The following is a 26,079-nucleotide window of genomic DNA, read 5'->3' as shown; positions in this document are numbered from 1 at the left end:
TCGGTATTGTAGAGTCTATGCTCAATTTCGCAAGAAAAAATGTGACGAACGTAGCATTTTTTGAGTTTGGTTAAGGTTTTCAAAAAACAACTTGGATATAATCCGAAGGAGTTAGATTTCATTTTTAAGGGGTCAATATGAGTGATATTGCAATCACGATTAGTCTTCTTGCCCTCGTTGCCGTAATCGGTTTATGGATCGGGCATTGGAAGATCCGTGGGGTTGGGCTTGGCATCGGTGGTGTGCTGTTTGGTGGTATCATTGTGGCTCATTTCACCAATCAATATGGTTTGCAATTAGATGCACGTACGTTGCATTTTGTGCAGGAATTTGGCTTGATTCTGTTTGTTTATACGATTGGGATTCAAGTTGGGCCTGGCTTTTTTGCATCTTTAAGAAAATCAGGTTTAAAACTCAATGCTTTTGCCATTTTAATCGTTGTACTAGGTTCTGTTGCAGCGGTGATCGTGCATAAGGTTGCGGATGTCCCGTTAGATATCGCTCTTGGTATTTATGCAGGGGCAGTAACTAACACGCCAGCCCTTGGTGCTGGTCAGCAAATTTTGACTGAACTTGGCGTGCAACAAACTACAGTGACAATGGGGATGTCTTATGCGATGGCTTATCCATTCGGGATTTGTGGTATTTTGCTTGCAATGTGGTTAATCCGCTTATTTTTTAAAGTCAAAGTGGACGATGAAGCCGCTCGTTTTAATGCAGAGAGCGGTCAAGAAAAAGAAAGTTTGCATAGCATTTCAGTGAAAGTGACTAACCAAAATTTAGATGGTTTAACACTGATTGAAGTGCCTGGATTTAGTGATGAGGAAGTGGTTTGCTCTCGCTTAAAACGCGAGGACATGGAAATTGTTCCAAAGGCTAGCACAGAAATTCGTACCAATGATATTTTGCAATTAGTCGGCGATGATGCAGCTCTATCCAAAATGCGCTTGATTATTGGTCATGAGGTAGATGCGCCAACATCCTCTTATAGTGGAGAGATTCGTGCCGAACGAGTAGTGGTTACTAATGAAAAAGTCTTAGGTAAAAAGATCCGCACTTTGGGTATTCATCAAAAATATGGTGTGGTGATCTCTCGCTTGAATCGTGCCGGTATTGAATTAGTGCCAACAGCGAATACAACTTTACAATTTGGTGACGTACTTCATATGGTGGGGCATACTGATGTGCTAAACAAAGCGATTTCCGTAATTGGTAATGCACAACAAAAATTGCTTCAAGTGCAAATGTTACCTGTGTTTATCGGTATTGGTTTAGGGGTACTCGTTGGTTCGATCCCATTCTATATTCCAGGTTTCCCCGTTGCGTTAAAATTAGGGCTTGCTGGTGGACCATTGGTGGTTGCGTTGATCTTAGCGAGAATTGGCACGATTGGTAAACTTTACTGGTTTATGCCACCTAGTGCTAACTTGGCATTGCGCGAAATAGGGATTGTTCTTTTCTTGGCTGTGGTAGGTTTAAAATCAGGCGGAAGTTTCTTTGACACCTTATTGAATGGTTCAGGCCTTGAATGGATGGGATACGGTATTTTTATCACCTTTATTCCATTAATGATTACCGGTATTTTGGCTCGTCTATATGGCAAACTGAATTACCTTACAATCTGTGGTTTACTTGCAGGTTCCATGACAGATCCTCCAGCTTTAGCATTTGCTAATGAAATTAAAGAAGATAACGGTGCAGCAGCTCTTTCTTATGCCACTGTGTATCCATTGGTGATGTTCTTGCGGATAATGTCGCCGCAGTTATTAGCAGTGCTATTGTGGGTAGCATAGTCAAAATAAGTTCAATTTATACAAACAAAAGCGCGGTTAATTTCGCGCTTATTTTTTGCGTGGATTTTGCGCGAGAGGGTATTCAATGATAGAATCTCGCACTTTTATTGCGAAGCGAGAACAAAATGGCGTTAGTTGAATTTTTGATGAAAACCTTAGATGGCTTAAAGGGAACAGATATTGTACATTTTGATGTACGTGGAAAATCCTCGATTACGGATAATATGATTATTTGCACGGGTACATCGAGCCGCCAAGTTTCTGCAATGGCAGATAATTTAATTACAGAATGTAAAAAAGCAGGTTTTGAAACTTTTGGTGAAGAGGGTAAAAATACTGCAGATTGGATTGTGGTGGATCTTGGTCAAGCAATCGTACATATCATGCAACGTGATGCGCGTGAAATGTATCAATTAGAGAAACTTTGGGCGTAAACTTTAGTAAAGTGCGGTGTAAAATAACCGCACTTTTAGATAAGGATGACTTGTGAAAATCACGTTAATTGCTGTTGGAACAAAAATGCCTTCTTGGGTTACAACGGGTTTTGAGGAATATCAACGCCGTTTCCCAAAAGATATGCCTTTTGAACTGATTGAAATCCCCGCGGGCAAGCGTGGAAAGAATGCTGATATTAAACGTATTTTAGAACAAGAAGGTAAAGCGATGTTAGCGGCCTGTGGAAAAGGCAAAGTTGTGACGTTAGATATTCCAGGTAAACCTTGGACCACCCCGCAGTTAGCCGAGCAACTAGAAGCGTGGAAAAATGATGGTCGTGATGTATGTTTGTTGATTGGTGGTCCAGAGGGACTTTCACCTGAATGTAAAGCTGCTGCAGAGCAAAGCTGGTCGCTTTCACCCTTGACATTACCTCACCCACTTGTTCGTGTTGTGGTGGCTGAAAGTTTGTATCGTGCGTGGTCGCTCACGACTAATCATCCTTATCACCGAGAATAGTAAATCCTCATTTTTAGTCAGATGAATTTAAAAAGATTCTTCAATACGCCAACTCATGAGCCGTTCCGCGATAAAAAAGCGGAGCGTAACCTTTTTGCACGCCGAACCTTAGTGGCTTTTTTGGGGATTTTGCTACTAACAGGGGTGTTATTCACTAATATTTATCAGCTACAGATTGTTAATTTCGATACTTACCAAACGCGTTCTAATGGTAACCGAATTAAATTATTACCTTTACCTCCAACACGTGGCTTGATCTATGATCGTTACGGCAAATTATTAGCCGAAAATCTTACTTTTTTTGGTTTATACATTGTGCCAGAAAAAACTGAAAATTTAGACCGCACTTTAGATGAATTACGCTACATTGTGGGATTGACGGATAACGATATTGAAAATTTTAAAAAGGAACGTCGCCGCGGAACGCGTTACACGCCTATTTTATTGAAACCGAATTTAACAGAAGAACAAATCGCACGTTTTGCGGTGAGTGGCTATCAATATCCGAGTTTAGATGTACGTCCTTATTTCAAACGCTATTACTTATATGGCGAGATTATGACGCATATTTTAGGTTATGTGGGAAAAATTAATGATAAAGATGTAGAGCGCCTGAAAAAAGAGGAAAAATTTGCTAATTACTCGGGAACGAGTGATATGGGAAAATTAGGTATTGAGCGTTATTATGAAGATAGTTTACATGGTGTAACGGGATTTGAAGAGGTTGAAATTAATAACCGTGGAAAGGTAATTCGTAAATTACGAGAACAACCTGCTATAGCAGGAAAAAGTATTCATCTCACCATTGATTTAGAATTACAACGCTATATTACGGAGCTTTTATCTGGGCAAAAAGGTGCAATTATTGTTCTAGATCCAAAAGATAGTGGCGTGTTAGCAATGGTCTCGACACCGAGTTATGATAATAATCTTTTTGTGGATGGCATTTCATCTGAAGATTATAAACGTTTATTAAATGATCCAGCTCGTCCATTGTATAGCCGGGCTACACAGGGGGTATATCCTCCCGCTTCTACAGTGAAACCTTTTATTTCCGTAGCCGCACAAACTGAAAATGTGATTACGCAAAATACAACCATTTTTGACCCAGGCTATTGGATTTTACCGAATACCTCAAAACGTTTTCGCGATTGGAAAAAATCAGGTCATGGATATACGGATTTAAATAAGGCGATTACAGAATCATCCGATACTTATTTTTATCAAGTTGCTCATAATATGGGGATAGACCGTCTTTCGGAATGGATGAAACGCTTTGGTTTCGGCATGCCAACAGGAATTGAAATTCAGGAAGAAGCGGCTGCCAATATGCCAAGTCGTGAATGGAAACAAAAACGATATAAACGTCCTTGGGTATTGGGTGATACGATTTCAGTTGGTATTGGGCAAGGTTATTGGACTGCTACGCCGTTACAAGTAGCAAAAGCAACAGCAATATTAGTAAATAACGGTAAAGTAAATACACCACATTTAATGAAAGCTATTGAAGGTGCGGAATTATCACCTTATAAAGATCCATTGATTTATCCTGATATTAGTGAGCCAAAACAAAATTATTGGGATGCAGCAAAACGTGGAATGTATAATGTTGTTAATTCTGCTGCAGGCACTGGACGAAAGGCATTTGCCGGTGCTAATTATAGAGTTGCGGGTAAGTCTGGTACGGCACAAGTTTTTAGTCTCAAAGAAAATGAAAAATACAATGCGGCTGGATTGAAAAAAGAATTGCACGATCACGCATGGTTTACCGCATATGCACCTTATGAAAATCCTAGATTGGTTGTGACAGTTATTTTAGAGAATGCGGGTGGTGGTTCAAGTAATGCCGCACCATTAGCGCGTAAAGTGATGGATTACTATTTAAATCAGCGTTTACCACAAGTTGAAAAATATAATTCAACCATTCAGCAAAAAGAAGATTTACCACAAGAGAGCGAGCAAATAAATGGAAGATAAAATCCCTTTCTGGTTGCGCGCATGGCAACGTTTGCATATTGATTTTTGGCTTTTTATTGGCTTAGTTGCAATAACAGCCTATGGCATGCTTGTGCTTTATAGTGCCACTGGTGCGAGTGAAACTATGTTTAACAACCGGATTATTCAGGTTTTTCTTGGATTTACTGTTATGCTCGTCATGGCACAATTCCCACCTAAATTTTATCAACGTATTGCGCCTTATCTCTATCTGATAGGCTTTATCATGTTGATTTTAGTGGATGCTATTGGAACAACCAGTAAAGGTGCACAGCGTTGGCTTGATCTTGGATTTATTCGTTTTCAACCATCTGAAATTGTAAAGCTTGCAGTGCCATTAATGGTGGCTGTGTATTTAGGTAATCGTCCACTTCCACCTAAATTAAGTGAAACATTTATTGCGATTGCAATGATTATAATTCCGACTTTACTTGTGGCTATACAACCAGATTTAGGCACATCAATTTTGGTAAGTGCGTCAGGTTTATTTGTAGTATTTTTAGCTGGAATGAGTTGGTGGTTAATTTTAGCTGCAGTGATTGGCTTAGCTGGATTTATTCCGATCATGTGGCTATATCTAATGCACGATTATCAACGCACTCGCGTTCTCACATTATTGGACCCAGAAAAAGATCCTCTCGGTGCTGGCTATCATATTTTACAATCAAAGATTGCGATTGGTTCTGGAGGTCTTTGGGGAAAAGGCTGGATGCAGGGGACACAATCCCAGCTTGAATTCTTACCCGAACCTCATACAGATTTTATTTTTGCTGTAATGAGTGAAGAACATGGAATGGTTGGTTTTCTTATTTTGATCTCCATTTATATGTTCATTATTATACGTGGTTTGATAATTGCCGTGAACGCTCAAACATCTTTTGGGCGAATCCTTGCTGGTGCAACGACGTTAATTTTCTTTGTCTATGTATTTGTTAACATAGGCATGGTAAGTGGTATTTTGCCTGTAGTGGGGGTGCCATTACCTTTATTCAGCTATGGTGGGACTTCTTACGTTGCTATTATGGCTGCTTTTGGCTTGGTGATGTCAGTTTATACACATCAAGTAAAATTTATGAAAGGGAACTAATTTCATTTTTACTTTTCTTAAAAGGGTAAATAAATGAAAATAGTCAACGCTTATGAAATTAAAAACATTATTAAATCTGACCGCACTTGCTTTGTTTGCTATAATTACTAGCTTTTCAGCCCATGCGGACACTCACAAAATGTATGGTATCCAAGGGGATAAACTTTCGATTATAACCAAAGTACCTTCTCCTAGTACTTATTCTGTGAAAGGGCAAACTTATACGACAAAAACTGAAGATGATGCTAAGGCCTATACGAAAGAAGGGATGGCTAGTTACTATCATCTCAAATTTAATGGGCGTAGAACAGCAAGTGGTGATGTTTATAATTCAACACAATTTACTGCGGCGCATAAAACGCTTCCAATCAATTCTTATGCCTTGGTGACGAATTTACATAATAATCGAAAAGTGATTGTACGTATTAACGATCGAGGGCCTTTTAGTGATAAACGTTTAATTGATCTTTCTCATGCGGCGGCGAAAGAAATTGGATTAATTTCTCGCGGTATGGGGCATGTTAGAATTGAGGCGTTGCATGTTGCTAAAAATGGGAATTTATCGGGCGCAGCGACAAGAACGCTGGCTAAGCATGCAAAAACTCAAGAAGCAGCTGATCGTTTAGTAAAATCTAATGAATCTTCTAATAAGTCGTTTAAGATGGTAAATGCAAAAAAAGGAAATGAAGTTTATCGTTTGAAAATGCTTGAGGTTACTTCTCGTAGTCAAGCTGATAAGTTAATTACGCAACTTGCATTAGATAATATTCAAGCCGAAGTAAATCGCTCAGGCAATAAATACGAAATTCACATTGGGCCTTTTGATAACAAAACGCAAATGTCACAAGTGAGAACTAAATTACAAAAAATGGCAGTAAACAAGCCACTAATTGTTTACACATATAAAAATTAATTGTAGGAACACACTATGTTGAAAAGAACAACAAAAATCGCATTTTTATCAAGTTTTGTAGCACTTAGTGCTTTTTCGGTATCTGCAGAAGATATGCAGTTTGGCGTAACTCCACCACAAATTACTGCTCAAACTTATGTATTGATGGATTATAATTCAGGCGCAATTTTGGCTGCACTTAATCCTGATGAGCGTCAATATCCCGCATCTTTAACTAAAATGATGACGAGTTATGTGGTAGGGAGCGCTTTAAAACAGGGTAAAATTCACAATACCGATATGGTAACCATTGGTGAGAGTGCATGGGGGCGTAATTTCCCAGATTCATCAAAAATGTTTTTAGATTTAAATACGCAAGTATCTGTAGCAGATTTGAATCGTGGTGTGATTGTTGTATCCGGCAATGATGCGACTGTGGCATTAGCTGAACATATTTCTGGCAATGTACCGAACTTTGTAGAAACAATGAATAAATATGTTCAACAATTTGGTTTGAAAAATACAAATTTCACCACGCCGCATGGTTTAGACGATCCTAATCAATATTCTTCTGCTCGTGATATGGCGCTTATTGGTGCACATATTATTCGTGATTTACCTGAAGAATATAAAATTTACTCCGAAAAAGATTTTACATTTAATAAAATCAAACAACCTAACCGTAATGGACTATTATGGGATAAAACCATCAATGTTGATGGAATGAAAACTGGGCATACTAGCCAAGCAGGATATAACTTAGTTGCTTCAGCGACTACACCAAACAATATGCGTTTAATTTCTGTAGTAATGGGTGTGCCAACTTACAAAGGTCGTGAAGTAGAAAGTAAAAAACTTTTACAATGGGGCTTTGCTAATTTCGAAACATTTAAAACTTTAGAGGCAGGCAAAGAAGTTTCAGAACAACCTGTTTATTATGGTAATAAAGGTAGTGTGAAATTAGGAACCTTACAAGATAGCTTTATCACAGTTCCGAAAGGCAAACAAAATGAGTTGAAAGCTCGATATGAGTTAGAAAGTAAAAACTTACAAGCGCCTTTAGCAAAAGGCCAAGTCGTAGGTAAAGTCATTTATCAATTAGAAGGTAAAGATATTGCAGCGGTAAACTTACAAGTGATGGATGAAGTAGGTGAAGCTAGTATTTTCGGAAAAGCTTGGGATTGGCTCGTGCTCACTGTAAAAGGCTTATTTGCATAAAATATGCCAGAAATTTACCACACTTTTTTCATTTTTAACTGAGGCATTCGTAATGTGTGGGTGGTGTACCATTCACACATCATTTTTATTATTGGGAAATAATATGACAACAGAAAACGATTACGCAAAACTTAAAGAATTAATGGAATTTCCAGCAAAAATGACATTTAAAGTTACTGGAATTAATCGCGAGGGGTTAGCACAAGATCTAATTCAAGTCGTCCAAAAATATATTAAAGGTGATTATATTCCTAAGGAAAAACGGAGTAGTAAAGGTACCTATAATTCGGTTTCAATCGACATTATTGCTGAAAACTTTGAGCAGGTAGAAACACTTTATAAAGAACTTGCTAAAGTTGAAGGCGTAAAAATGGTTATCTAGCATGAATAATTCCCTTATCGTTCGTCAGTTAGGGTTACAAGATTATCAAGAAATTTGGCATAAAATGCAGAATTTCACAGATAGTCGCACCGCCGAAATGCAAGACGAAATTTGGTTAGTGCAACATCCTCCTGTATTTACCCAAGGGCAAGCAGGTAAACCTGAGCATCTTTTACAGCGTAGTGAAATACCCGTGGTGCAGTCGGATCGTGGTGGGCAAATAACCTATCATGCACCTGGTCAGCAAGTGATGTATGTGCTCATTGATATTAAGCGTCATGAGAATTTAAATGTGCGTCAATTAGTTACCGCACTTGAACAAACGGTGGTAAAAACTTTAGCTGAATATGGCATTGAAAGTTATCCAAAACCTGATGCACCAGGCGTGTATGTTGATGGAAAAAAGATTTGTTCTCTTGGGCTGCGTATTCGTCGTGGGTGCTCTTTTCACGGGTTAGCATTGAATATCAATATGGATCTGAATCCATTTCATTATATTAATCCATGCGGCTATGCTGGTCTTGAAATGTGTCAATTATCGGATTTTGTTAATCAAGATGAAGCTAATTGTGATAAGGTTTCACCAAAATTAATTAAACACTTTGCCGAGCTTTTAGGCTATAATGTAACAAATTTGTAATATTTAATGATCAAAAATGCCCTGTTTGGGCATTTTTATTTAGGAACGCTTATGTCAACGCCTTTCAAAATGGAACGCGGTGTAAAATATCGCGATGCAGCAAAAACGTCGATTATTCCAGTAAAAAATATTGATCCAAACCAAGAGCTATTGAAAAAGCCCGAATGGATGAAAATTAAACTTCCAGCAAATTCACTTAAAATTGAAAGCATCAAAAATGGAATGCGTCGTCATGGTTTGCATTCAGTGTGTGAAGAAGCATCTTGTCCAAATTTACACGAATGTTTTAATCATGGAACAGCAACTTTTATGATTTTAGGCGCAATTTGCACGCGCCGTTGCCCGTTCTGTGATGTTGCACATGGGAAACCATTACCGCCCGATCCTGAAGAACCACAAAAATTAGCTGAAACTATCCAAGATATGAAACTTAAATATGTGGTGATTACATCGGTGGATCGCGATGATTTGCCTGATCGTGGCGCAGGTCATTTTGCAGAATGTGTAAAAGCTGTGCGCGAACTTAATCCTAACATTAAGATTGAAATTTTAGTGCCTGATTTCCGTGGTCGCATTACACAGGCATTGGAAAAATTAAAAGATAATCCGCCAGATGTCTTTAACCATAATTTAGAAAACGTACCGCGCCTATATAAAGAGATTCGTCCAGGGGCAGATTATGAATGGTCACTTAAATTATTGCGTGAATTTAAAGAAATGTTCCCGAATATCCCAACTAAATCTGGTTTAATGGTGGGATTAGGTGAAACCAACGAGGAAATTTTGCAAGTTATGCAAGATTTACGTGATAACGGTGTGACAATGCTCACGTTGGGGCAATATCTTCAACCTAGCCGCCATCATTTGCCAGTTGCGCGTTATGTTCCGCCAGCTGAATTTGATGAATTCCGTGAAAAAGCCAATGCAATGGGTTTTGAACATGCGGCTTGTGGGCCATTTGTTCGTTCTTCTTATCACGCTGATTTACAAGCCAGTGGCGGATTGGTGAAGTAATTAAAAATTGCGCTGATAAACCGCACTTTTTGCTTGTCACAAAAGTGCGGTTTATTTTTGATGTTTTTTTTCACCGAATATTTACTAGCCAGAATTATTGCAAGCCTGTAAAATAGCCGACCGTTTTATTCGACTAATTATTTATAACACCTGACGATATTGTAGAAAATGACTCAAAAATTACATATTAAAACTTGGGGCTGCCAGATGAATGAATACGATTCATCTAAAATGGCCGATCTTTTATTAAGTACTCATGGATTAGAACTTACTGAAATTCCTGAAGAAGCAGATGTATTATTATTGAATACCTGTTCTATTCGTGAAAAAGCACAAGAAAAAGTGTTCCACCAACTTGGGCGTTGGAAAGAATTAAAGAAAAATAATCCAAATTTAGTGATTGGCGTGGGCGGCTGTGTAGCCTCTCAAGAAGGGGAACATATTCGCCATCGAGCACCTTATGTAGATATTATTTTTGGTCCGCAAACTTTGCACCGTCTGCCTGAAATGATTAACCAAATTCGTGGTGGTAAGAGTTCTGTTGTAGATGTAAGTTTCCCTGAAATTGAGAAATTTGACCGCTTACCTGAACCTCGCGCAGAAGGTCCAACAGCATTTGTTTCGATTATGGAAGGCTGTAATAAATACTGTACTTTCTGTGTTGTACCTTATACACGCGGTGAAGAAGTCAGCCGTCCTGTGGATGATGTCTTATTTGAAATTGCGCAACTTGCGGATCAAGGCGTGCGTGAGGTCAATCTACTTGGTCAAAACGTGAATGCTTATCGTGGTCCGACACATGATGGTCAAATTTGTAGCTTTGCTGAGTTGCTTCGTCTTGTGGCATCTATCGATGGTATTGACCGTTTACGTTTTACAACCAGTCATCCAATAGAATTTACAGATGATATTATTGATGTATATCGTGATACGCCTGAATTGGTGAGTTTCTTGCATCTTCCAGTCCAAGCAGGTTCTGACCGTGTATTAACGATGATGAAACGTGGTCATACATCATTAGAATATAAATCTATTATTCGTAAACTTCGTGCTGTGCGCCCAGATATTCAAATCAGCTCAGACTTTATTGTTGGTTTCCCTGGTGAAACGGCAGAAGATTTTGAGCAAACTATGAATTTGATTGCACAAGTGAACTTTGATATGAGCTTCAGTTTTGTGTACTCAGCCCGACCAGGTACGCCTGCTGCAGATATGCCAGATGATGTGACGGAAGATGAAAAGAAACAGCGTCTTTACGTGTTACAAGAGCGTATTAATCAACAAGCTGCACAGTTTAGCCGTCGCATGCTTGGCACAGAACAACGCGTATTAGTTGAAGGGCCATCGAAGAAAGACATTATGGAATTAACTGGACGTACTGAAACGAATCGTATTGTTAATTTCCAAGGTTCTCCAGAAATGATTGGTAAATTTGTGGATGTGAGAATCACTGATGTTTATACCAATTCTCTACGCGGTGAAGTGGTGCGTACAGAAGATGAAATGGGATTACGTATTGCGCAATCTCCACAAGAAGTGATGAATCGCACACGTAAAGAAGATGAATTAGGCGTAGGGCGTTATCACGGCTAATTGAAATCTTGAAATATTTAACCGCACTTTGAGAAATTAAAGTGCGGTTATTTTTTTAGGGTATATGGTTAGATTTGCCAATCTATCGGTTTTATTCCGTGGCTTTCCAAATATGAATTTGTTTTGGAAAAATGATGACAGCCAAAGAAACCTCGATGAGCTGAAAGTGGAGAAGGGTGTGGCGCCGTTAAAACAAGGTGACGAGTGCGGTCAATAATTTGCCCTTTTTTTTGTGCGTGACTGCCCCAAAGTAAAAATACGAGTTTTTCACGATGTTCATTAAGCGCGGTAATAACACGATCAGTAAACGTTTCCCAACCTAAATTGGCATGTGAATGTGCCATACCACGTTCTACGGTAAGCACTGTGTTGAGCAGCAATACTCCTTGTTCTGCCCATTTGACTAAATAACCATGAGATGGCATTTGGAATCCCGAAATATCTTGTGTTAGTTCTTTATACATATTCAATAGGGAAGGGGGAATGGCTACTTCAGGTTTTACCGAAAAAGCCAATCCATGAGCTTGGTTTGGACCATGGTAGGGATCCTGACCTAAAATCACCACTTTCACATCTTCAAAATCCGTATATTTGAATGCATTAAATACATCTTCTTGTGGGGGATAAATCGTTTTCCCGCTTGCTCTTGCAAGATGAACCTGTTGTAGTGCGTGTTGAAAGTAAGGTTGTTCTTTTTCTTTTCCGATAACATCTGTCCAGGTTTTCATTATTTTGATCCTATTAATAAGTTTGCTCTTATTATAAACAAAAAGATTAAGGCAATAAAAAATTTAAAAGGTTAAATTAATGTTAAATTATTTTGGTAAATCGCTATATAAATGGGTAAAGTTTAATTTAGATCAAGTTTGTGAAATTATCCTAAAAAGATAACCTGTTCTTTATCAAAAAAATCCAAAATAATTTGAAATCTTCAAATTATTTGATAAAATTTGTACAGTTTTTATGATTATTCCAATGCCAATTAGGAGGCTATTATGATTAAAGGTATTCAAATTACTCAAGCAGCAAATGACAATTTGCTTAATTCATTCTGGTTATTAGACAGCGAAAAAAATGAAGCGCGTTGCTTATGTGCAAAAGGCGAATTCGCTGAAGACCAAGTTGTTGCAGTTAGCGAATTAGGTCAAATCGAATACCGTGAATTACCAGTAAACGTAGCACCAACTGTTAAAGTTGAAGGTGGCCAACACTTAAACGTAAACGTATTACGTCGTGAAACTTTAGAAGATGCGGTAAACAACCCAGATAAATATCCACAATTAACTATCCGTGTTTCTGGTTACGCAGTACGTTTCAACTCTTTAACGCCAGAACAACAACGCGACGTTATCACTCGTACTTTCACTGAAAGCCTATAATTTCAGTTTGAATGAAAAAAGAAACCTCGAAGTTATTCGGGGTTTTGTTTTATCTAAAAGGTTAAAAAATTTGACCGCACTTTTCCCTTTCATCCCTAGCGATTTCCGCGCTTTTCAGGTACAATCCGCCAGTTAAATTTATTGATTTTTTGAGAAAAACTATCTTTTATGAAGAATATTCGCAACTTTTCTATTATTGCCCATATTGACCACGGTAAATCGACGCTTTCTGACCGTTTGATTCAAACTTGTGGTGGACTTTCGGATCGTGAAATGGAAGCGCAAGTGCTAGATTCAATGGATCTTGAGCGTGAGCGTGGAATTACCATCAAAGCACAAAGTGTTACTTTAAATTATAAAGCCAAAGATGGCGAAACTTATCAATTAAACTTTATCGATACACCGGGACACGTGGACTTTTCCTATGAGGTGTCTCGCTCTCTTGCTGCTTGTGAAGGGGCGTTGTTGGTGGTTGATGCTGGTCAAGGGGTTGAGGCCCAAACTCTGGCAAACTGTTATACCGCAATCGAAATGGATTTAGAAGTAGTACCGATTTTAAATAAAATCGACTTGCCGGCGGCAGATCCTGAACGCGTAGCTGAAGAAATTGAAGATATTGTTGGAATTGATGCGATGGAAGCGGTTCGATGCTCTGCTAAAACGGGTGTAGGTATCGAAGATGTATTAGAAGAAATCGTTGCAAAAATTCCAGCACCAGAAGGCGATCCTAATGCGCCATTACAAGCATTGATTATTGATTCTTGGTTCGATAACTATTTGGGTGTGGTATCTTTAGTTCGCATTAAAAACGGGGTATTACGTAAAGGCGATAAAATTAAAGTGATGTCTACCGGACAAGCTTACAATGTAGATCGTTTAGGGATTTTCACGCCAAAACAAGAAGATACTACCGTTTTAGAATGCGGTGAAGTTGGTTGGGTAGTTTGTGCGATTAAAGATATTTTAGGTGCTCCAGTGGGGGATACTTTAACGCTTCAACATAATCCAGCAACTGATGTTTTACCAGGCTTTAAAAAAGTAAAACCGCAAGTGTATGCAGGTCTTTTCCCAGTTAGCTCAGATGATTATGAAGCATTTCGTGATGCACTGAGTAAATTGAGCTTAAATGATGCTTCACTTTTCTATGAGCCGGAAACTTCAACTGCACTTGGCTTTGGTTTCCGCTGTGGTTTCCTTGGCCTTTTACACATGGAAATCATTCAAGAGCGTTTAGAACGTGAGTATGATTTAGATCTTATCACTACTGCACCAACGGTAATTTATGAAGTGCAATTAACGAATGGTGATGTTGTTTACGTCGATAGTCCATCGAAATTGCCTCCGCTTAATAATATTGCTGAAATCCGTGAACCGATTGCAGAATGTAATATGTTAGTGCCGCAAGAATATTTAGGTAACGTCATTACTCTTTGTGTGGAAAAACGTGGCGTGCAAACTAATATGGTATATCACGGTAATCAGATTGCGCTGACTTATGAAATTCCAATGGGCGAAGTTGTTCTAGACTTCTTTGACCGTTTAAAATCGACATCCCGTGGTTATGCCTCATTAGATTACGGTTTCAAACGTTTCCAAGCTGCAGATATGGTTCGCGTGGATATTATGATTAACAGTGAACGAGTAGATGCGTTGGCTTTAATCGTTCATAAAGATAATTCACAATATCGTGGGCGTGAATTGGTTGAAAAAATGCGTGAGTTAATTCCTCGTCAGCAATTTGATATAGCTATTCAAGCAGCGATTGGAAACCACATTATTGCCCGTTCTACGGTGAAACAATTACGTAAGAATGTATTGGCAAAATGTTATGGTGGTGACGTGAGCCGTAAGAAAAAACTCTTACAGAAACAGAAAGAAGGTAAAAAACGTATGAAATCTTTAGGTAATGTAGAAGTACCACAAGAAGCGTTTTTAGCAATTTTACATGTAGGAAAAGATAAATAGGGAAAATTATGTCAAATTTATTTTTTGTGATTTTACTAGCTGTTGGTTTTGGAGTATGGAAATTATTGGATTATTTCCAATTACCAAACACATTCAGTATTGTACTGCTAATTTTGACCGCACTTTCAGGGGTCTTATGGTGCTACCATTATTTTGTGGTAACGCCAAAACGGAATCGTAAAATCGCACGTGCTGAACAGCGTTCAGGTCAGGCATTAACAGATGAAGAAAAAGCAAAAATTGAACCGGTTTCTGAGGCTTCTGAATTTTTATCATCTCTTTTTCCAGTACTTTCTGTCGTATTCTTAGTGCGTTCTTTTTTATTCGAACCATTTCAAATTCCTTCTGGCTCAATGGAGTCAACCCTACGAGTGGGCGATTTTTTAATCGTAAACAAATATACTTATGGCATCAAAGATCCTATTTTCCAAAATACAATTATTGCTGGAAATAAACCTCAACGTGGGGATGTCATTGTATTCAAGGCACCTGAACAAGCTTTAATTCGTACGGGTCTAGGTGCAACTCGAGCTGCTTTTGCAGAAAATCTTGCGTTAAGTTCAAAAGATAATATGTCTGGTGTTGATTATATTAAACGTATTGTTGGAAAGGGCGGAGACCGCGTCATTTTTGATGCGGAACAAAAAACGTTAAAAGTGGTATATGGCAAAGAAGGTAAACCTTGTGAAATTGATTGCGAAACCAAGGTGTTTGAATATACCCAGAATCCAACAAATCCAGCCTTTCCTAATGAATTAGAATTGACTGAAAAAGGTGATGTGACACACAATGTATTAATTAGTGAATATCGTCGTTATTCAGGTCCTGAGTTTTTCCCACAAGAAGGTATGCAAACTGCAGAATGGCTTGTGCCAGAAGGGCAGTATTTTGTGATGGGGGATCACCGAGATCACAGCGATGATAGCCGTTTCTGGGGCTTTGTGCCTGAAAAAAATATTGTGGGTAAAGCCACTTATATTTGGATGAGCTTAGAAAAAGAAGCGAATGAATGGCCAACCGGTTTCCGCTTTGATCGTTTCTTTACAGCAATAAAATAAGATGAATCATTTAGATCGACTTGAGCGTAAAATCGGTTATCGTTTTAATGATATTGCGCTTTTAAAGCAGGCACTTACGCATCGAAGTGCGGCGGCTCAACATAATGAACGCCTAGAATTTCTAGGCGATTCTATTCTTAATTTCACTATCGCTGAGGCGCTTTATCATCAGTTTCCACGTTGTAATGAAGGTGAACTGAGCCGTATGCGTGCTACTTTGGTGAGAGAAACCACTTTAGCGATTTTAGCGCGTCAATTTGAATTGGGCGATTATATGTCTCTCGGTTCTGGTGAGCTAAAGAGCGGTGGTTTTCGCCGCGAATCTATTCTTGCCGATTGTGTAGAAGCGATTATTGGCGCAATGTCTTTGGATCAAGGATTGGCTGTGACGACCGACGTGATTCGAAATTGGTATCAACAATTATTGGCTGAAATTAAACCGGGTGATAACCAAAAAGATGCGAAAACTCGTTTACAAGAATATTTACAGGGTAAACATCTGCCATTGCCAACTTATGAAGTAGTAAATATTCAAGGGGAAGCCCATTGCCAAATTTTCACTGTTGAATGCAAAGTGAAAAGTGCGGATAAAATTGACCGCACTTTTGTGGCAAAAGGATCTAGCCGTCGTAAAGCTGAACAAGCGGCAGCAGAACAAATTTTAAAAGAACTGGACATCAAATGACCGAACAATTCGACAAAACCTATTGCGGCTTTATTGCTATCGTAGGTCGCCCAAATGTGGGTAAATCAACGCTCTTAAATAAAATTTTAGGACAAAAAATTTCAATTACATCACGTAAAGCACAAACCACGCGTCATCGTATTGTTGGGATTAAGACTGAAGGGGCGTATCAAGAAATCTATGTGGATACTCCGGGACTTCATATTGAAGAGAAACGTGCTATTAACCGCTTAATGAACCGCGCAGCAAGTAGTGCTATCGGCGATGTTGATTTAATTATTTTTGTCGTAGATGGAACACACTGGAATGCAGATGATGAGATGGTGCTAAACAAATTACGCAATGCAAAAGCACCAGTTGTGTTAGCTATTAACAAAGTAGATAACATTAAAAATAAAGATGATTTGTTGCCGTTTATTACAGATCTTAGCAGTAAATTTAACTTTACTCACATTGTGCCAATTTCTGCACAGCGTGGTAATAATGTTCATGAATTAGAGAAAATTGTACGACAATCTTTACGTGAAGGTGTGCATCATTTCCCAGAAGATTATGTCACAGACCGTTCGCAACGTTTTATGGCCTCGGAAATAATCCGTGAAAAATTAATGCGTTTTACGGGGGAAGAATTGCCTTATTCTGTTACTGTTGAAATCGAACAGTTCAAAGTGAATGAACGTGGCACTTATGAAATAAATGGATTAATTCTCGTTGAACGTGAAGGTCAGAAAAAAATGGTAATTGGTGCAGGCGGTCAAAAAATTAAAACTATTGGTATGGAAGCGCGCACTGATATGGAACGTTTATTTGATAACAAAGTCCATCTTGAACTTTGGGTGAAAGTGAAATCAGGTTGGGCTGATGATGAACGTGCACTGCGTAGTTTAGGATATATGGATGAATAAAGTGCGGTGAAATCCATAAGTAATAAATAGAAAAATCCCCATTATTGCGATGGGGATTTTTTGTTTCTAATTTTTCACTGAATACACTTTAAATTTTCCTGTTTGAGCAAGAACTTCGTAATCACCGAAATGTTGTCTAAGTAATTCGGGATAAGGCAAAAATGAATTGGCGACAATGCGTAATTCTCCACCTTGATTGAGGTGCCATTTTGCTTGCGTGATGAGTTCTGTCACAGCTCGATAGGCGGTATCAATGCCATCATGGAATGGAGGATTAGAAATGATCAAATCAAATTTTCCTTCTATATCAGAAAAGACATCACTGGCGTAAACCTCACCTTGTAATTGATTTTCATAAAGTGTTTTACGCGCTGATTCCAATGCCATCGCATGAATATCAGTCATGGTAATTTGTACGTTAGGAGAGCGTTTTTTTATCATAGAGCCAATTACTCCCGCTCCACAGCCAAGATCGAGTACTTTTCCTTTTATTTTATTATCAATAGTTGAAAGTAATAGCTCGGTGCCCGTATCTAATTCTGCTGCACTAAATACCCCGGGTAAACTATATATTGTTAACTCTTGTAGCGTAGGATGTTGATAAGTTTTCCAGAACTTGTTAAGTTCAAAGTGCGGTTTGTTTTGTAGTGAAAAATGATATAAACCGCAACGACGAGCAGAGTCAATTTTCGCTATTTCACCATAGGGTTCTAATGTTTTTTCTACTGAACGCACGCCACAACGGTTTTCTCCAATAATTAATATTTCTTGATCAATAGGCGCCTGAGCTAATAGTTGAAGCAGTTGGAAATTGACTTCTTGTTTGTTTTTAGTCCAATAATAAACGATTAAATCAGCTTGATCTTGAAATTCAACGGAAAAATTGACCGCACTTTGCGTTCTTGCATAGTCAAAATAGCAGCTCCAAATTTGGATTGATTGGCATTTAGAGACTAATGTTTGAGGAAAATTATCAGAGACACCTCCAGCAAATAATACTGATTTACCATCAAAAAATGAAAGATGTCGTTCTAAAACTTGGCTTTCTAGAGAAATCACGCTTTGAAATCCTGTAGGTTATTAGTTAAAATTACGCGCTATTTTAGCAAAATTATTAATAAAAATTGATTAAAACTATTTTAGGAAAATCCTTTATGAAAAAAATTCTCTCTGCAGCCTTAATGGCAACATTACTATCTGGATGTCAAGTTCTCGACCTTGTTCAAGGTACGCCTCAAAAGGCATCTAAAGTATCAAAGCCTGTATTAACGCCTGCTCAAACTGAAGTATTACAAAAGTTAGATGCGCAGTTTCAGCGTATTTCAGCTAAAGGTATCGAAATTGAATTCAATGGTGAGAAATATGTGAAACAAACACAAGCGGTAAAAGGTGACGATCCTCGTTTTGTGAGTTTGGCATTAAGTAAAAACAGTGAGGCTCGTAAAGCTGTACTAAGTGATACATTCTATTTAACTGATGTTTCTCATGAGAAAGCTATTACGGAACGTTATTTTGCAAAAAATAAAGAGACCTGCCAGTTACAGTCTGTAAAATCAGATATTCATGATTATTATGCTTGTGCCAGTGATAAATTTAAGCGTTACGTTGCTTTAGTGCATAAAGATAAAAATATTATTGCTTATCGTAGTTATACCTCATATCAAGTGGAACCTACACAGGCTGAAGAACGTGCGATTATTAAGGCATTAGTCGATTATCCATTTGATAGTATTGCTCGTTAATATGAATAGACGCGATCTTCTTTTACAAGAAATGGGCATTTCCCAGTGGACGTTATATCGCCCAGAGGTGCTACAAGGTTCAGTAGGAATTAGTGTTGCGGAGAATATCCGCTTTATCACTGTTTCTGATGAAAATATAAGTGGCTCGCCTTTGTTGGCTGATGTGTTACTTAGCCTTGATCTTAAAAAAGAAGATTGCTTATGTTTGAATTACGATCAAATCCAGCATATCGAATGTAAGCAGCCTATTCGTTATTGGTTATTATCAGAAAATAGCGACAAAATTGACCGCACTTTATCATTTTGTATGCAGGCTGAGCGTGTTTATCGCTCGCCAAGTTGGCAACAATTTCAATCTAATCACCAAGCCAAACGAGAGTTGTGGCAACAAATTCAGCAGCCTTAATTATGTCTATTATTTCTCAAATTGAAGCCAGTGATTTCGACCGATTGTATGAAATCGAGCAGCAAACACATCTTGTGCCTTGGTCGCGGGGGACGTTAAAAAATAATCAAGGGGAGCGTTATCTCAATTTAAAATTAATAGAGAATAATCAGATTATTGGTTTTGCTATTTGCCAAACAGTATTGGATGAAGCGACTTTGTTTAATATTGCTATTTTACCGTCCCATCAAGGTAATGGATTGGGGAAATTATTGTTGAATGAGTTAATCGCTCGGTTGAAAGAAAAAGGTGTACAGACCTTATGGCTAGAAGTCAGAGAGTCTAATCCAGCTCGTTTCTTGTATGAAAAAATTGGTTTTAATGAAGTCGATATTCGAAAAAATTATTATCCGAAACCCAGTGGTGGACGAGAAAATGCCGTGGTAATGGCCTGTTATTTATAGATACAAATGATATAGCCTAGGATGTTTACCCTAGGCTATATTTTTTTATGCTTCTTCTGCTGGAAAAACAAATGGATTTAATCCGCTGCGTGCGAAACCTTTTTCTTCCATTTCAATATCTAAGAAAATAGAAGCCAAATCGTCGGCTACTGGCTCTACATGAGGATCTTTTTCTTGGAACATAATTTTCAAGTAACTTTCACAGCTACCACAGGTTTCGGCTCGAACAAGTGCAAGTTCTTCATCTAACGACCACATTTCGAGTTTGTCGTGACTATTACAGTTGGTACATTGTGCGCGTACTAAATTCCATTCACTTTCACATAAATTGCAATGTAAGTAGCGTAAACCTTGTGATGTACCAATTTGTACAATACTTGCAACAGGTAATGAGCCACAAACAGGGCAGTGATGTAAATTTTCGGCGTTTTCAACTTGGCTATTATGAGGAATTTGTTGAGCTGTTTGTAACCAATAAAGGGAAAGTGCGGCCCAAATAAAAACGGCTTTATCACTGCTAACTAAATTAAATTCTTGTGCTAAGAGCTTATTTGCCATTTCTTCTAATTCGGTAGAGGATGCTTTCTCAAGAAATTCAATCGTAGCAGAGACTTGCTCATTAGCCTTTGGTTTAATCTCATCAAGAATTTCAGTTAAGTATTCTCGCCAGATGCAGTTTCTTTTAAAGGTTTTTGCATTTAGTGGCTCGATATCATTTAGCTGTTCAAACTGTTGTGGCGGTAAAGGGTTTCTTTCTAACGTGGAAAGTTGGCTTTCAACTATGTCTGCAGCAAATAATAAATAATCTGATAGTGGGTGATTTTGTGCTAAGTCTCTTAAACGTTTTGCTCTGCGTTGATAAAGATTTTTAGGATTGGCAAATAACACAGCAGGTGTTTGGAAGGAATTTGCTGCTTGTTTGATTTCTGATTCTGATAAGATTTTGATACTCATGTTCTTTTCTCACTTTCATAATAAAAAGTGCGGTCAATTTTAACCGCACTTTTTTCTTTTTCAAGATTTCAGCTTATTTGCCAAATCCTTTAAATAATACTTTGGTTTTGCCTTTTTTACCTGATTGCTCGTTGAGTAAATCTTTTTCAAGCTCAGGTAAAACTTCTTCGCGATACCATTTCGGGTGGTGTTTCTTCGCCCAACGAACGGTTACCCAACCTTCAATGATTCCTCGAATCGAGCCTTTAATCCAGAATGCCATATACATATGCACTAAGATACCAGTGAATAACATAAATGCACTCAAAGAATGGAGCAGAATCGAGAAACGCAATACTGGGATTGAGAAGTAGTGCGAAAAATATTGACGCCACATAATGATGCCAGTGACTAATAACGTTACCATTGCCAAGTTTAATGTCCAGAAGAGCATTTTTTGACCAAGGTTATATTTGCCATTATCAGCAACCGCGTGTTCGTTCCCTTTAAGAACTTCAACGACACCTTTTGCCCAGCGAATATCGTTTTTCTCTGGAATATTGTGATCCCAGTACAATAATGCCAAGTAGATGAAGGCGAAGAACATTAAAATCCCAGTAAATGGGTGAATTGCACGCGCAATTTGTGGTGTACCTAAAATTTCTGTTAACCATGCGAAATCAGGGAAGAAAAATGCAACACCAGTGAACATTGTCATAAAGAAACAGATTACCAACATCCAGTGACTAATACGTGCTGGCGTTCTATGGCGGACGATTCGAGTATCGTTGTTGATCTCAATTTTACTCATTGTTTTCCCCCTTAGATGGTTTTTCTTCTTCAAATTCGTGGTGATGATCTTCCACATCTTCTTCAATATTAGGACCTACAGTTAAGTAGTGAGCGATTTCAGCTAATGCCAAGCCACCCATTGCAACTGCCGCTACTGGTTTCAATACATCTTTCCATAAGGTCACACTTAAATCGATTTGTGGATCTTTTGGAAGACCATTGTAAAGCTCTGGTTTATCAGCGTGATGTAACACATACATTACGTGTGTCCCGCCTACGCCTGGAGGATCGTAAAGTCCTGCATTTTCATAACCACGAGATTTTAAATCAGCTATGCGTTTTTCTGCGTAGAGCTTCATTTCTTCTTTAGAACCAAAACGAATCGCACCAGTTGGACAAGTTTTCACACATGCAGGCTCTTGACCTACAGAAACACGGTCCACACAAAGGGTACATTTGTACACACGGTTGTCATCTGGATTCATACGTGGAATGTTAAACGGACAGCCAGCAATACAATAACCACATCCAATACATTTATCTGATTGGAAATCCACGATACCGTTTTTGTATTGAATGATAGCACCTGGTGATGGACAAGCTTTTAAACAGCCTGGTTCAGCACAGTGCATACATCCATCTTTACGGATTAGCCATTCTAAACGATCGTTTTCTTCCACTTCGTTAAAACGCATCACAGTCCATGCTTTAGCATTTAGATCTACAGGGTTATCGTAAATACCATGACACTGCGCATTTACATCAGAGCGGATGTCATTCCACTCTGAGCAGCCAACCTGGCAAGCTTTACAACCAATACATGTGCTGACATCGATTAATTTTGCCACTTCAACTTTATGATCACGCGCTTGTGGTGCTGGCGTTAAACCTGAAGTTGCGGAGATTTTAATAATATCTTGAGATTGTACATCCATTGCTCGCATATTATGCCTCCGCCTTTTCTACGTTCACCAAGAAAGTTTTATATTCCGGTGTTTGTGTAATTGATTCACCCCAAGATGGTGTTAAGGTATTTGCTGAGAAACCGCGGTTACCCTTACCATTTAAGGATTTCATATTCCAGTGAATTGGAATACCAATATGGTGAACTGTGCGTCCATCGATTTCTAAATCTTTCAAACGTTTAGTCACAACGGCAACCGCTTTGATGTAACCACGTCTTGAAGTGACTTTTACCATATCACCTTTTTGGATGCCTTTTTCTGCAGCTAATTTCTCACCAATTTCCACAAACTGTTGTGGTTGAGCGATGATGTTTAGAGCAGATTGAGCTGTCCAACTGTGGAAGTGTTCAGTTAAACGATAAGTTGTAGCCACAAATGGATACTCTTTATTTGAACCAATAAATTCACGGTCTTCCTTATAGATACGGATAGTTGGATCCGTTACTACACTTGGATGAAGTGGGTTTGTATCAATTGGGCTTTCAATCGGTTCAAAGTGTTCTGGTACTGGACCATTATTGATTTTATCAACCGCAAATAGACGACCAACACCTTCCGCAGACATAATAAATGGACCTGCATCTGAACCTGGTGGTAGCGTGCCATAGTCAGCAATGTCATACCAGTTCCAGTTTTTACCATTCCATTTGATTAATTGGCGGTGTTTGTCCCATGGATTACCGTTGATATCTAATGATGCTCGATTGTAAAGAACACGACGGTTTGCAGGCCATGCAAAGCCCCAACCTACGGTACAACCTAATCCTGAAGGGTCAGAATTATCACGATTTGCCATTTGGTTACCTTTTTCTGTCCATTGACCAACATAGAGCCAGTTTCCAGATGTGGTAGTACCGTCATCTCTTAAGTGAGCAAATCCATTTAATAATTGACCTTTCTTATAGATGAGATTGTTATTCGCATCATAAAGATCTTCAAGTGCATAACCATTAAGCTCTTTGGCTAGTTCAACTGAGCTTGGTGAATGTGGTTGAGCATAATTCCAGGTCATCGCTTCAAATGATTCAATACCACGACCACCTTCTTTTTTATAAAGGTCGTGCATTTCTTCACGAATCATGGAAAGAATTTCAACATCAGGCATCGCTTCGCCAGGTTGATCACAACCTTTCCAGTGCCATTGTGCCCAACGACCTGAGTTAGCAATAGAACCATCTTCTTCTGCGAAACAGGTTGTTGGTAAACGGAATACCTCAGTTTGAATTTCTGCAGAATTTACATTGTTAGATTCACCAAAGTTTTTCCAGAACTCAGAACTTTCAGTTTGTAATGGATCAAGCACAACTAAGTATTTTAATTTACTCATACCCGCAACAGTTTTGTTTTTGTTCGGTAAAGAGTTTAATACGTTGAAACCTTGTAAAATCCAGCCGTTTAATTCACCATCATGCATCATTTTTACATGCGTGATTGGGTCATAAACACGGTCAACTTTAGGGATAAAGTCAAAGCCCCAGCCATTTTCTTTTGTTGCTTTATCTCCGTAGAAGGTTTTCATCATACTTACGAAGAATTTTGAGGTATTACGATAATAGTTGACTTGATTAGGCACGATATCTTTCGGCGTAATCGCATTCATATATTGTTCGTAAGAGGTTTCTTTTTCGTTTGGTAAACGCATATAGCCTGGCAACATTGTTGGTAGTAGGCCCATATCAGTTGTACCTTGAACGTTTGAGTGTCCACGAAGTGCATTAATACCGCCACCAGGCATACCAATATTACCTAAAAGTAATTGGATCATCGCCATAGAACGAATATTTTGTGTACCGATTGTGTGCTCTGTAAAACCTAATGCATATAAGTGCGTCATTGTTTTATTTGGCGCAGAAGTTTTACCGATTTCTTCACAAATTTGTAAGAACACTTTTTGTTTTACGCCAGTAACGCGTTCAACCATTTCTGGAGTATAACGAGAAACGTGATCTTTTAAGATATTAATGACACAACGAGGGTGTTGTAATGTCATATCACGTTTTGCATTGCCGTTTTCATCAAATTGGTAATTCCAAGTTGATTTGTCGTAATTGCGTTTTTCTTCGTTAAAGCCAGAGAATAAACCGTCTTCAAACTTATAGCCTTCATTAATTAAGAAGGAAGCATTGGTATAGTGTTTAACGTATTCGTGTTGGATCTGATTAGTTTCCAATAGGTAACGGATTACGCCCATTAAGAACGCAATATCAGAACCTGAACGAATTGGTGCGTGAAGATCAGCAACAGATGCAGTACGGTTAAAGCGAGGATCAACTACGATGATTTTCGCACCATTTTTCTTCGCTTCAATTGCCCAACGGAAGCCAACAGGATGAGCTTCAGCAGGGTTACCACCTTGAACAAGAATAAGGTTTGCGTTTTTGATATCAACCCAGTTATTTGTCATGGCACCGCGACCAAATGATGGAGCAAGACTTGCTACCGTTGGTCCGTGTCAAGTATTAGCTTGGTTACATACCGGCAACATCCCTAACATTCGGATCCATTTATGGGTGAGCAACGCAGCTTCATTACTAATAGCGGATGCGGTCATAATCCCAGTAGTGGTCCAACGGTTTACGGTATTACCTGCAGCATTTTTTTCAACGAAGTTGGCATCACGGTCATCTTTCATTAAACGGGCAATACGCTTAATAGCATCATGCCAAGAAATGCGTTCCCATTTATCAGAGCCTGGTGCGCGATATTCTGGATATAAACAGCGGCTTTCGCTATTTACGTAATCAAGGGCGCCAGCACCTTTAGGACAGAGTGCACCACGGCTAACCGGATGATCAGGATCGCCCTCGAGATGGAATAATTTTGAACGAGTATTGGTGCCAGTGTGGCCGCTTAACGTATCGTAAGGTTTGCCTGTGCTATAAAGCAACATACCACAGCTTACGGAACAATATGTACAAGTGTTACGAGATTCAAATGCGCGTAATAATTTGTATTCACGCGGTGCAGCTAACGCACTTGCTGGAGCAAAACCCAACATCGCAGCTGATGTCCCCGCCATACCACCTGCACAGACCTTAAAGAATTTTCTTCTTGAGATCTGCATAATCACTCCTTTCAACAACAAGTTGTTGAGATGTTTAGATAGTAATAAATTCGTCTAGTGTAACTAGATAATTTGGTTGATTTCGTTAAAATAACGTTACTCAACATCGCAAATTGGTTCAAAAGTAGGCCAATTTATGGGCGACTAGAATAACGATTTTTTAACGATAAATCC

25 protein-coding genes are annotated in these 26,079 nt (G+C 38.7%); 19 read left to right on the top strand and 6 right to left on the bottom strand.

Features of this window, described 5'->3' with window-relative positions; translation table 11 throughout:
• The first annotated feature begins 137 nt into the window (after positions 1–137).
• The 11 genes from AAX15_RS08530 (at position 138) to miaB (ending at position 11,568) form a co-directional block, all read left to right on the top strand.
• Positions 138–1,793 carry a putative transporter gene (locus tag AAX15_RS08530; RefSeq protein WP_046940055.1) on the top strand — a complete coding sequence of 552 codons (1,656 nt, stop codon included), beginning with the start codon at positions 138–140 and terminating at the stop codon, positions 1,791–1,793.
• A 125-nt stretch (positions 1,794–1,918) separates the two neighbouring features.
• Positions 1,919–2,227 (top strand): ribosome silencing factor, encoded by a 309-nt coding sequence (rsfS, locus tag AAX15_RS08525; protein WP_005628770.1) that lies wholly within the window; start codon positions 1,919–1,921, stop codon positions 2,225–2,227.
• A 52-nt stretch (positions 2,228–2,279) separates the two neighbouring features.
• The gene (gene rlmH / locus AAX15_RS08520; protein WP_005649848.1) at positions 2,280–2,747 is read left to right on the top strand and encodes a 23S rRNA (pseudouridine(1915)-N(3))-methyltransferase RlmH; all 468 of its coding nucleotides are present in this window, start codon (positions 2,280–2,282) and stop codon (positions 2,745–2,747) included.
• Positions 2,748–2,768: 21 nt separating this feature from the next.
• Complete coding sequence (gene mrdA, locus AAX15_RS08515; RefSeq protein ID WP_046940054.1) at positions 2,769–4,724, top strand: penicillin-binding protein 2; 1,956 nt, start codon at positions 2,769–2,771, stop codon at positions 4,722–4,724.
• Entirely contained in the window at positions 4,714–5,829 is a 1,116-nt protein-coding gene (gene rodA / locus AAX15_RS08510) for a rod shape-determining protein RodA (protein ID WP_046940053.1), read from the top strand. Before mrdA ends, rodA begins: the two co-directional genes overlap by 11 nt.
• A 52-nt stretch (positions 5,830–5,881) precedes the next feature.
• Positions 5,882–6,742, top strand: a complete 861-nt coding sequence (locus tag AAX15_RS08505) for a septal ring lytic transglycosylase RlpA family protein (protein WP_046940052.1) — start codon at positions 5,882–5,884, stop codon at positions 6,740–6,742.
• Positions 6,743–6,757: 15 nt separating this feature from the next.
• Entirely contained in the window at positions 6,758–7,939 is a 1,182-nt protein-coding gene (locus tag AAX15_RS08500; protein ID WP_046940051.1) for a D-alanyl-D-alanine carboxypeptidase family protein, read from the top strand.
• Positions 7,940–8,042: 103 nt separating this feature from the next.
• Positions 8,043–8,321, top strand: a complete 279-nt coding sequence (gene ybeD, locus AAX15_RS08495) for a DUF493 family protein YbeD (protein ID WP_046940050.1) — start codon at positions 8,043–8,045, stop codon at positions 8,319–8,321.
• A 1-nt stretch (position 8,322) separates the two neighbouring features.
• Positions 8,323–8,961: a lipoyl(octanoyl) transferase LipB gene (gene lipB, locus AAX15_RS08490; protein WP_046940049.1), complete on the top strand. Its 639-nt coding sequence runs from the start codon at positions 8,323–8,325 to the stop codon at positions 8,959–8,961.
• Between the two features lie 51 nt (positions 8,962–9,012).
• Positions 9,013–9,975, top strand: a complete 963-nt coding sequence (lipA, locus tag AAX15_RS08485; protein WP_046940048.1) for a lipoyl synthase — start codon at positions 9,013–9,015, stop codon at positions 9,973–9,975.
• A 168-nt stretch (positions 9,976–10,143) separates the two neighbouring features.
• Positions 10,144–11,568, top strand: coding sequence for a tRNA (N6-isopentenyl adenosine(37)-C2)-methylthiotransferase MiaB (gene miaB, locus AAX15_RS08480; protein ID WP_046940047.1), 1,425 nt, complete (start codon positions 10,144–10,146; stop codon positions 11,566–11,568).
• 68 nt (positions 11,569–11,636) lie between these two features.
• On the opposite strand, the gene ung is transcribed toward miaB, so the two are convergent.
• Positions 11,637–12,296 (bottom strand): uracil-DNA glycosylase, encoded by a 660-nt coding sequence (gene ung / locus AAX15_RS08475; protein ID WP_046940046.1) that lies wholly within the window; start codon positions 12,294–12,296, stop codon positions 11,637–11,639.
• A 267-nt stretch (positions 12,297–12,563) separates the two neighbouring features.
• Between ung and grcA the strand changes: the two genes are divergently transcribed.
• The 5 genes from grcA (at position 12,564) to era (ending at position 17,560) form a co-directional block, all read left to right on the top strand.
• Positions 12,564–12,947 carry an autonomous glycyl radical cofactor GrcA gene (gene grcA / locus AAX15_RS08470; protein ID WP_005628746.1) on the top strand — a complete coding sequence of 128 codons (384 nt, stop codon included), beginning with the start codon at positions 12,564–12,566 and terminating at the stop codon, positions 12,945–12,947.
• 168 nt (positions 12,948–13,115) lie between these two features.
• Positions 13,116–14,912: a translation elongation factor 4 gene (gene lepA / locus AAX15_RS08465; protein WP_046940045.1), complete on the top strand. Its 1,797-nt coding sequence runs from the start codon at positions 13,116–13,118 to the stop codon at positions 14,910–14,912.
• Positions 14,913–14,920: 8 nt separating this feature from the next.
• Complete coding sequence (gene lepB / locus AAX15_RS08460; RefSeq protein ID WP_005639603.1) at positions 14,921–15,970, top strand: signal peptidase I; 1,050 nt, start codon at positions 14,921–14,923, stop codon at positions 15,968–15,970.
• Between the two features lies 1 nt (position 15,971).
• A complete protein-coding gene (gene rnc, locus AAX15_RS08455) occupies positions 15,972–16,655 on the top strand; it encodes a ribonuclease III (protein WP_046940044.1) in 684 nt (227 codons plus the stop codon).
• Positions 16,652–17,560, top strand: a complete 909-nt coding sequence (gene era, locus AAX15_RS08450; protein WP_046940043.1) for a GTPase Era — start codon at positions 16,652–16,654, stop codon at positions 17,558–17,560. The genes rnc and era overlap by 4 nt, the downstream gene beginning before the upstream one ends.
• Positions 17,561–17,626: 66 nt before the next feature.
• On the opposite strand, the gene rsmC is transcribed toward era, so the two are convergent.
• A complete protein-coding gene (rsmC, locus tag AAX15_RS08445) occupies positions 17,627–18,619 on the bottom strand; it encodes a 16S rRNA (guanine(1207)-N(2))-methyltransferase RsmC (protein ID WP_046940042.1) in 993 nt (330 codons plus the stop codon).
• A 95-nt stretch (positions 18,620–18,714) separates the two neighbouring features.
• Here rsmC and AAX15_RS08440 point away from each other — a divergent pair, with 95 nt between their 5' ends.
• The 3 genes from AAX15_RS08440 to rimI are packed head-to-tail and all read left to right on the top strand — an operon-like array spanning position 18,715 to position 20,151.
• On the top strand, positions 18,715–19,302 hold the full coding sequence (locus tag AAX15_RS08440; protein WP_046940041.1) for a YdgH/BhsA/McbA family protein: 588 nt from the start codon (positions 18,715–18,717) through the stop codon (positions 19,300–19,302).
• A 1-nt stretch (position 19,303) separates the two neighbouring features.
• On the top strand, positions 19,304–19,708 hold the full coding sequence (gene holD, locus AAX15_RS08435) for a DNA polymerase III subunit psi (RefSeq protein ID WP_046940040.1): 405 nt from the start codon (positions 19,304–19,306) through the stop codon (positions 19,706–19,708).
• Between the two features lie 2 nt (positions 19,709–19,710).
• On the top strand, positions 19,711–20,151 hold the full coding sequence (gene rimI, locus AAX15_RS08430; RefSeq protein ID WP_046940039.1) for a ribosomal protein S18-alanine N-acetyltransferase: 441 nt from the start codon (positions 19,711–19,713) through the stop codon (positions 20,149–20,151).
• Positions 20,152–20,196: 45 nt separating this feature from the next.
• Here rimI and fdhE read toward each other — a convergent pair whose 3' ends face one another.
• The 4 genes from fdhE to fdnG form a co-directional block, all read right to left on the bottom strand.
• Positions 20,197–21,105, bottom strand: a complete 909-nt coding sequence (gene fdhE / locus AAX15_RS08425; protein ID WP_046940038.1) for a formate dehydrogenase accessory protein FdhE — start codon at positions 21,103–21,105, stop codon at positions 20,197–20,199.
• Positions 21,106–21,178: 73 nt separating this feature from the next.
• Positions 21,179–21,895 carry a formate dehydrogenase subunit gamma gene (locus tag AAX15_RS08420; RefSeq protein WP_046940037.1) on the bottom strand — a complete coding sequence of 239 codons (717 nt, stop codon included), beginning with the start codon at positions 21,893–21,895 and terminating at the stop codon, positions 21,179–21,181.
• A complete protein-coding gene (gene fdxH, locus AAX15_RS08415; protein ID WP_005635030.1) occupies positions 21,888–22,820 on the bottom strand; it encodes a formate dehydrogenase subunit beta in 933 nt (310 codons plus the stop codon). Before fdxH ends, AAX15_RS08420 begins: the two co-directional genes overlap by 8 nt.
• A gap of 1 nt (position 22,821) precedes the next feature.
• A complete protein-coding gene (gene fdnG / locus AAX15_RS08410) occupies positions 22,822–25,905 on the bottom strand; it encodes a formate dehydrogenase-N subunit alpha (protein ID WP_153065051.1) in 3,084 nt (1,027 codons plus the stop codon).
• Positions 25,906–26,079 lie beyond the last annotated feature (174 nt).

Source organism: Haemophilus haemolyticus, from assembly GCF_001008275.1.
In the GTDB taxonomy this organism is placed as follows: Bacteria; Pseudomonadota; Gammaproteobacteria; order Enterobacterales; family Pasteurellaceae; genus Haemophilus; species Haemophilus haemolyticus_P.
Note: the sequence above shows the minus strand (reverse complement) of the source record. Positions and strands in the feature narration are given on the sequence as shown.

Bases quoted from the DNA above. Each gene is read 5' to 3' on its own strand.
- AAX15_RS08530 (WP_046940055.1), top strand. From the start codon at position 138: ATGAGTGATATTGCAATCACGATTAGTCTTCTTGCCCTCGTTGCCGTA.
- rsfS (WP_005628770.1), top strand. From the start codon at position 1,919: ATGGCGTTAGTTGAATTTTTGATGAAAACCTTAGATGGCTTAAAGGGA.
- mrdA (WP_046940054.1), top strand. From the start codon at position 2,769: ATGAATTTAAAAAGATTCTTCAATACGCCAACTCATGAGCCGTTCCGC.
- rodA (WP_046940053.1), top strand. From the start codon at position 4,714: ATGGAAGATAAAATCCCTTTCTGGTTGCGCGCATGGCAACGTTTGCAT.
- AAX15_RS08505 (WP_046940052.1), top strand. From the start codon at position 5,882: ATGAAATTAAAAACATTATTAAATCTGACCGCACTTGCTTTGTTTGCT.
- AAX15_RS08500 (WP_046940051.1), top strand. From the start codon at position 6,758: ATGTTGAAAAGAACAACAAAAATCGCATTTTTATCAAGTTTTGTAGCA.
- ybeD (WP_046940050.1), top strand. From the start codon at position 8,043: ATGACAACAGAAAACGATTACGCAAAACTTAAAGAATTAATGGAATTT.
- lipB (WP_046940049.1), top strand. From the start codon at position 8,323: ATGAATAATTCCCTTATCGTTCGTCAGTTAGGGTTACAAGATTATCAA.
- lipA (WP_046940048.1), top strand. From the start codon at position 9,013: ATGTCAACGCCTTTCAAAATGGAACGCGGTGTAAAATATCGCGATGCA.
- miaB (WP_046940047.1), top strand. From the start codon at position 10,144: ATGACTCAAAAATTACATATTAAAACTTGGGGCTGCCAGATGAATGAA.
- ung (WP_046940046.1), bottom strand. From the start codon at position 12,296: ATGAAAACCTGGACAGATGTTATCGGAAAAGAAAAAGAACAACCTTAC.
- grcA (WP_005628746.1), top strand. From the start codon at position 12,564: ATGATTAAAGGTATTCAAATTACTCAAGCAGCAAATGACAATTTGCTT.
- lepA (WP_046940045.1), top strand. From the start codon at position 13,116: ATGAAGAATATTCGCAACTTTTCTATTATTGCCCATATTGACCACGGT.
- lepB (WP_005639603.1), top strand. From the start codon at position 14,921: ATGTCAAATTTATTTTTTGTGATTTTACTAGCTGTTGGTTTTGGAGTA.
- rnc (WP_046940044.1), top strand. From the start codon at position 15,972: ATGAATCATTTAGATCGACTTGAGCGTAAAATCGGTTATCGTTTTAAT.
- era (WP_046940043.1), top strand. From the start codon at position 16,652: ATGACCGAACAATTCGACAAAACCTATTGCGGCTTTATTGCTATCGTA.
- AAX15_RS08440 (WP_046940041.1), top strand. From the start codon at position 18,715: ATGAAAAAAATTCTCTCTGCAGCCTTAATGGCAACATTACTATCTGGA.
- holD (WP_046940040.1), top strand. From the start codon at position 19,304: ATGAATAGACGCGATCTTCTTTTACAAGAAATGGGCATTTCCCAGTGG.
- rimI (WP_046940039.1), top strand. From the start codon at position 19,711: ATGTCTATTATTTCTCAAATTGAAGCCAGTGATTTCGACCGATTGTAT.
- fdhE (WP_046940038.1), bottom strand. From the start codon at position 21,105: ATGAGTATCAAAATCTTATCAGAATCAGAAATCAAACAAGCAGCAAAT.
- AAX15_RS08420 (WP_046940037.1), bottom strand. From the start codon at position 21,895: ATGAGTAAAATTGAGATCAACAACGATACTCGAATCGTCCGCCATAGA.
- fdxH (WP_005635030.1), bottom strand. From the start codon at position 22,820: ATGCGAGCAATGGATGTACAATCTCAAGATATTATTAAAATCTCCGCA.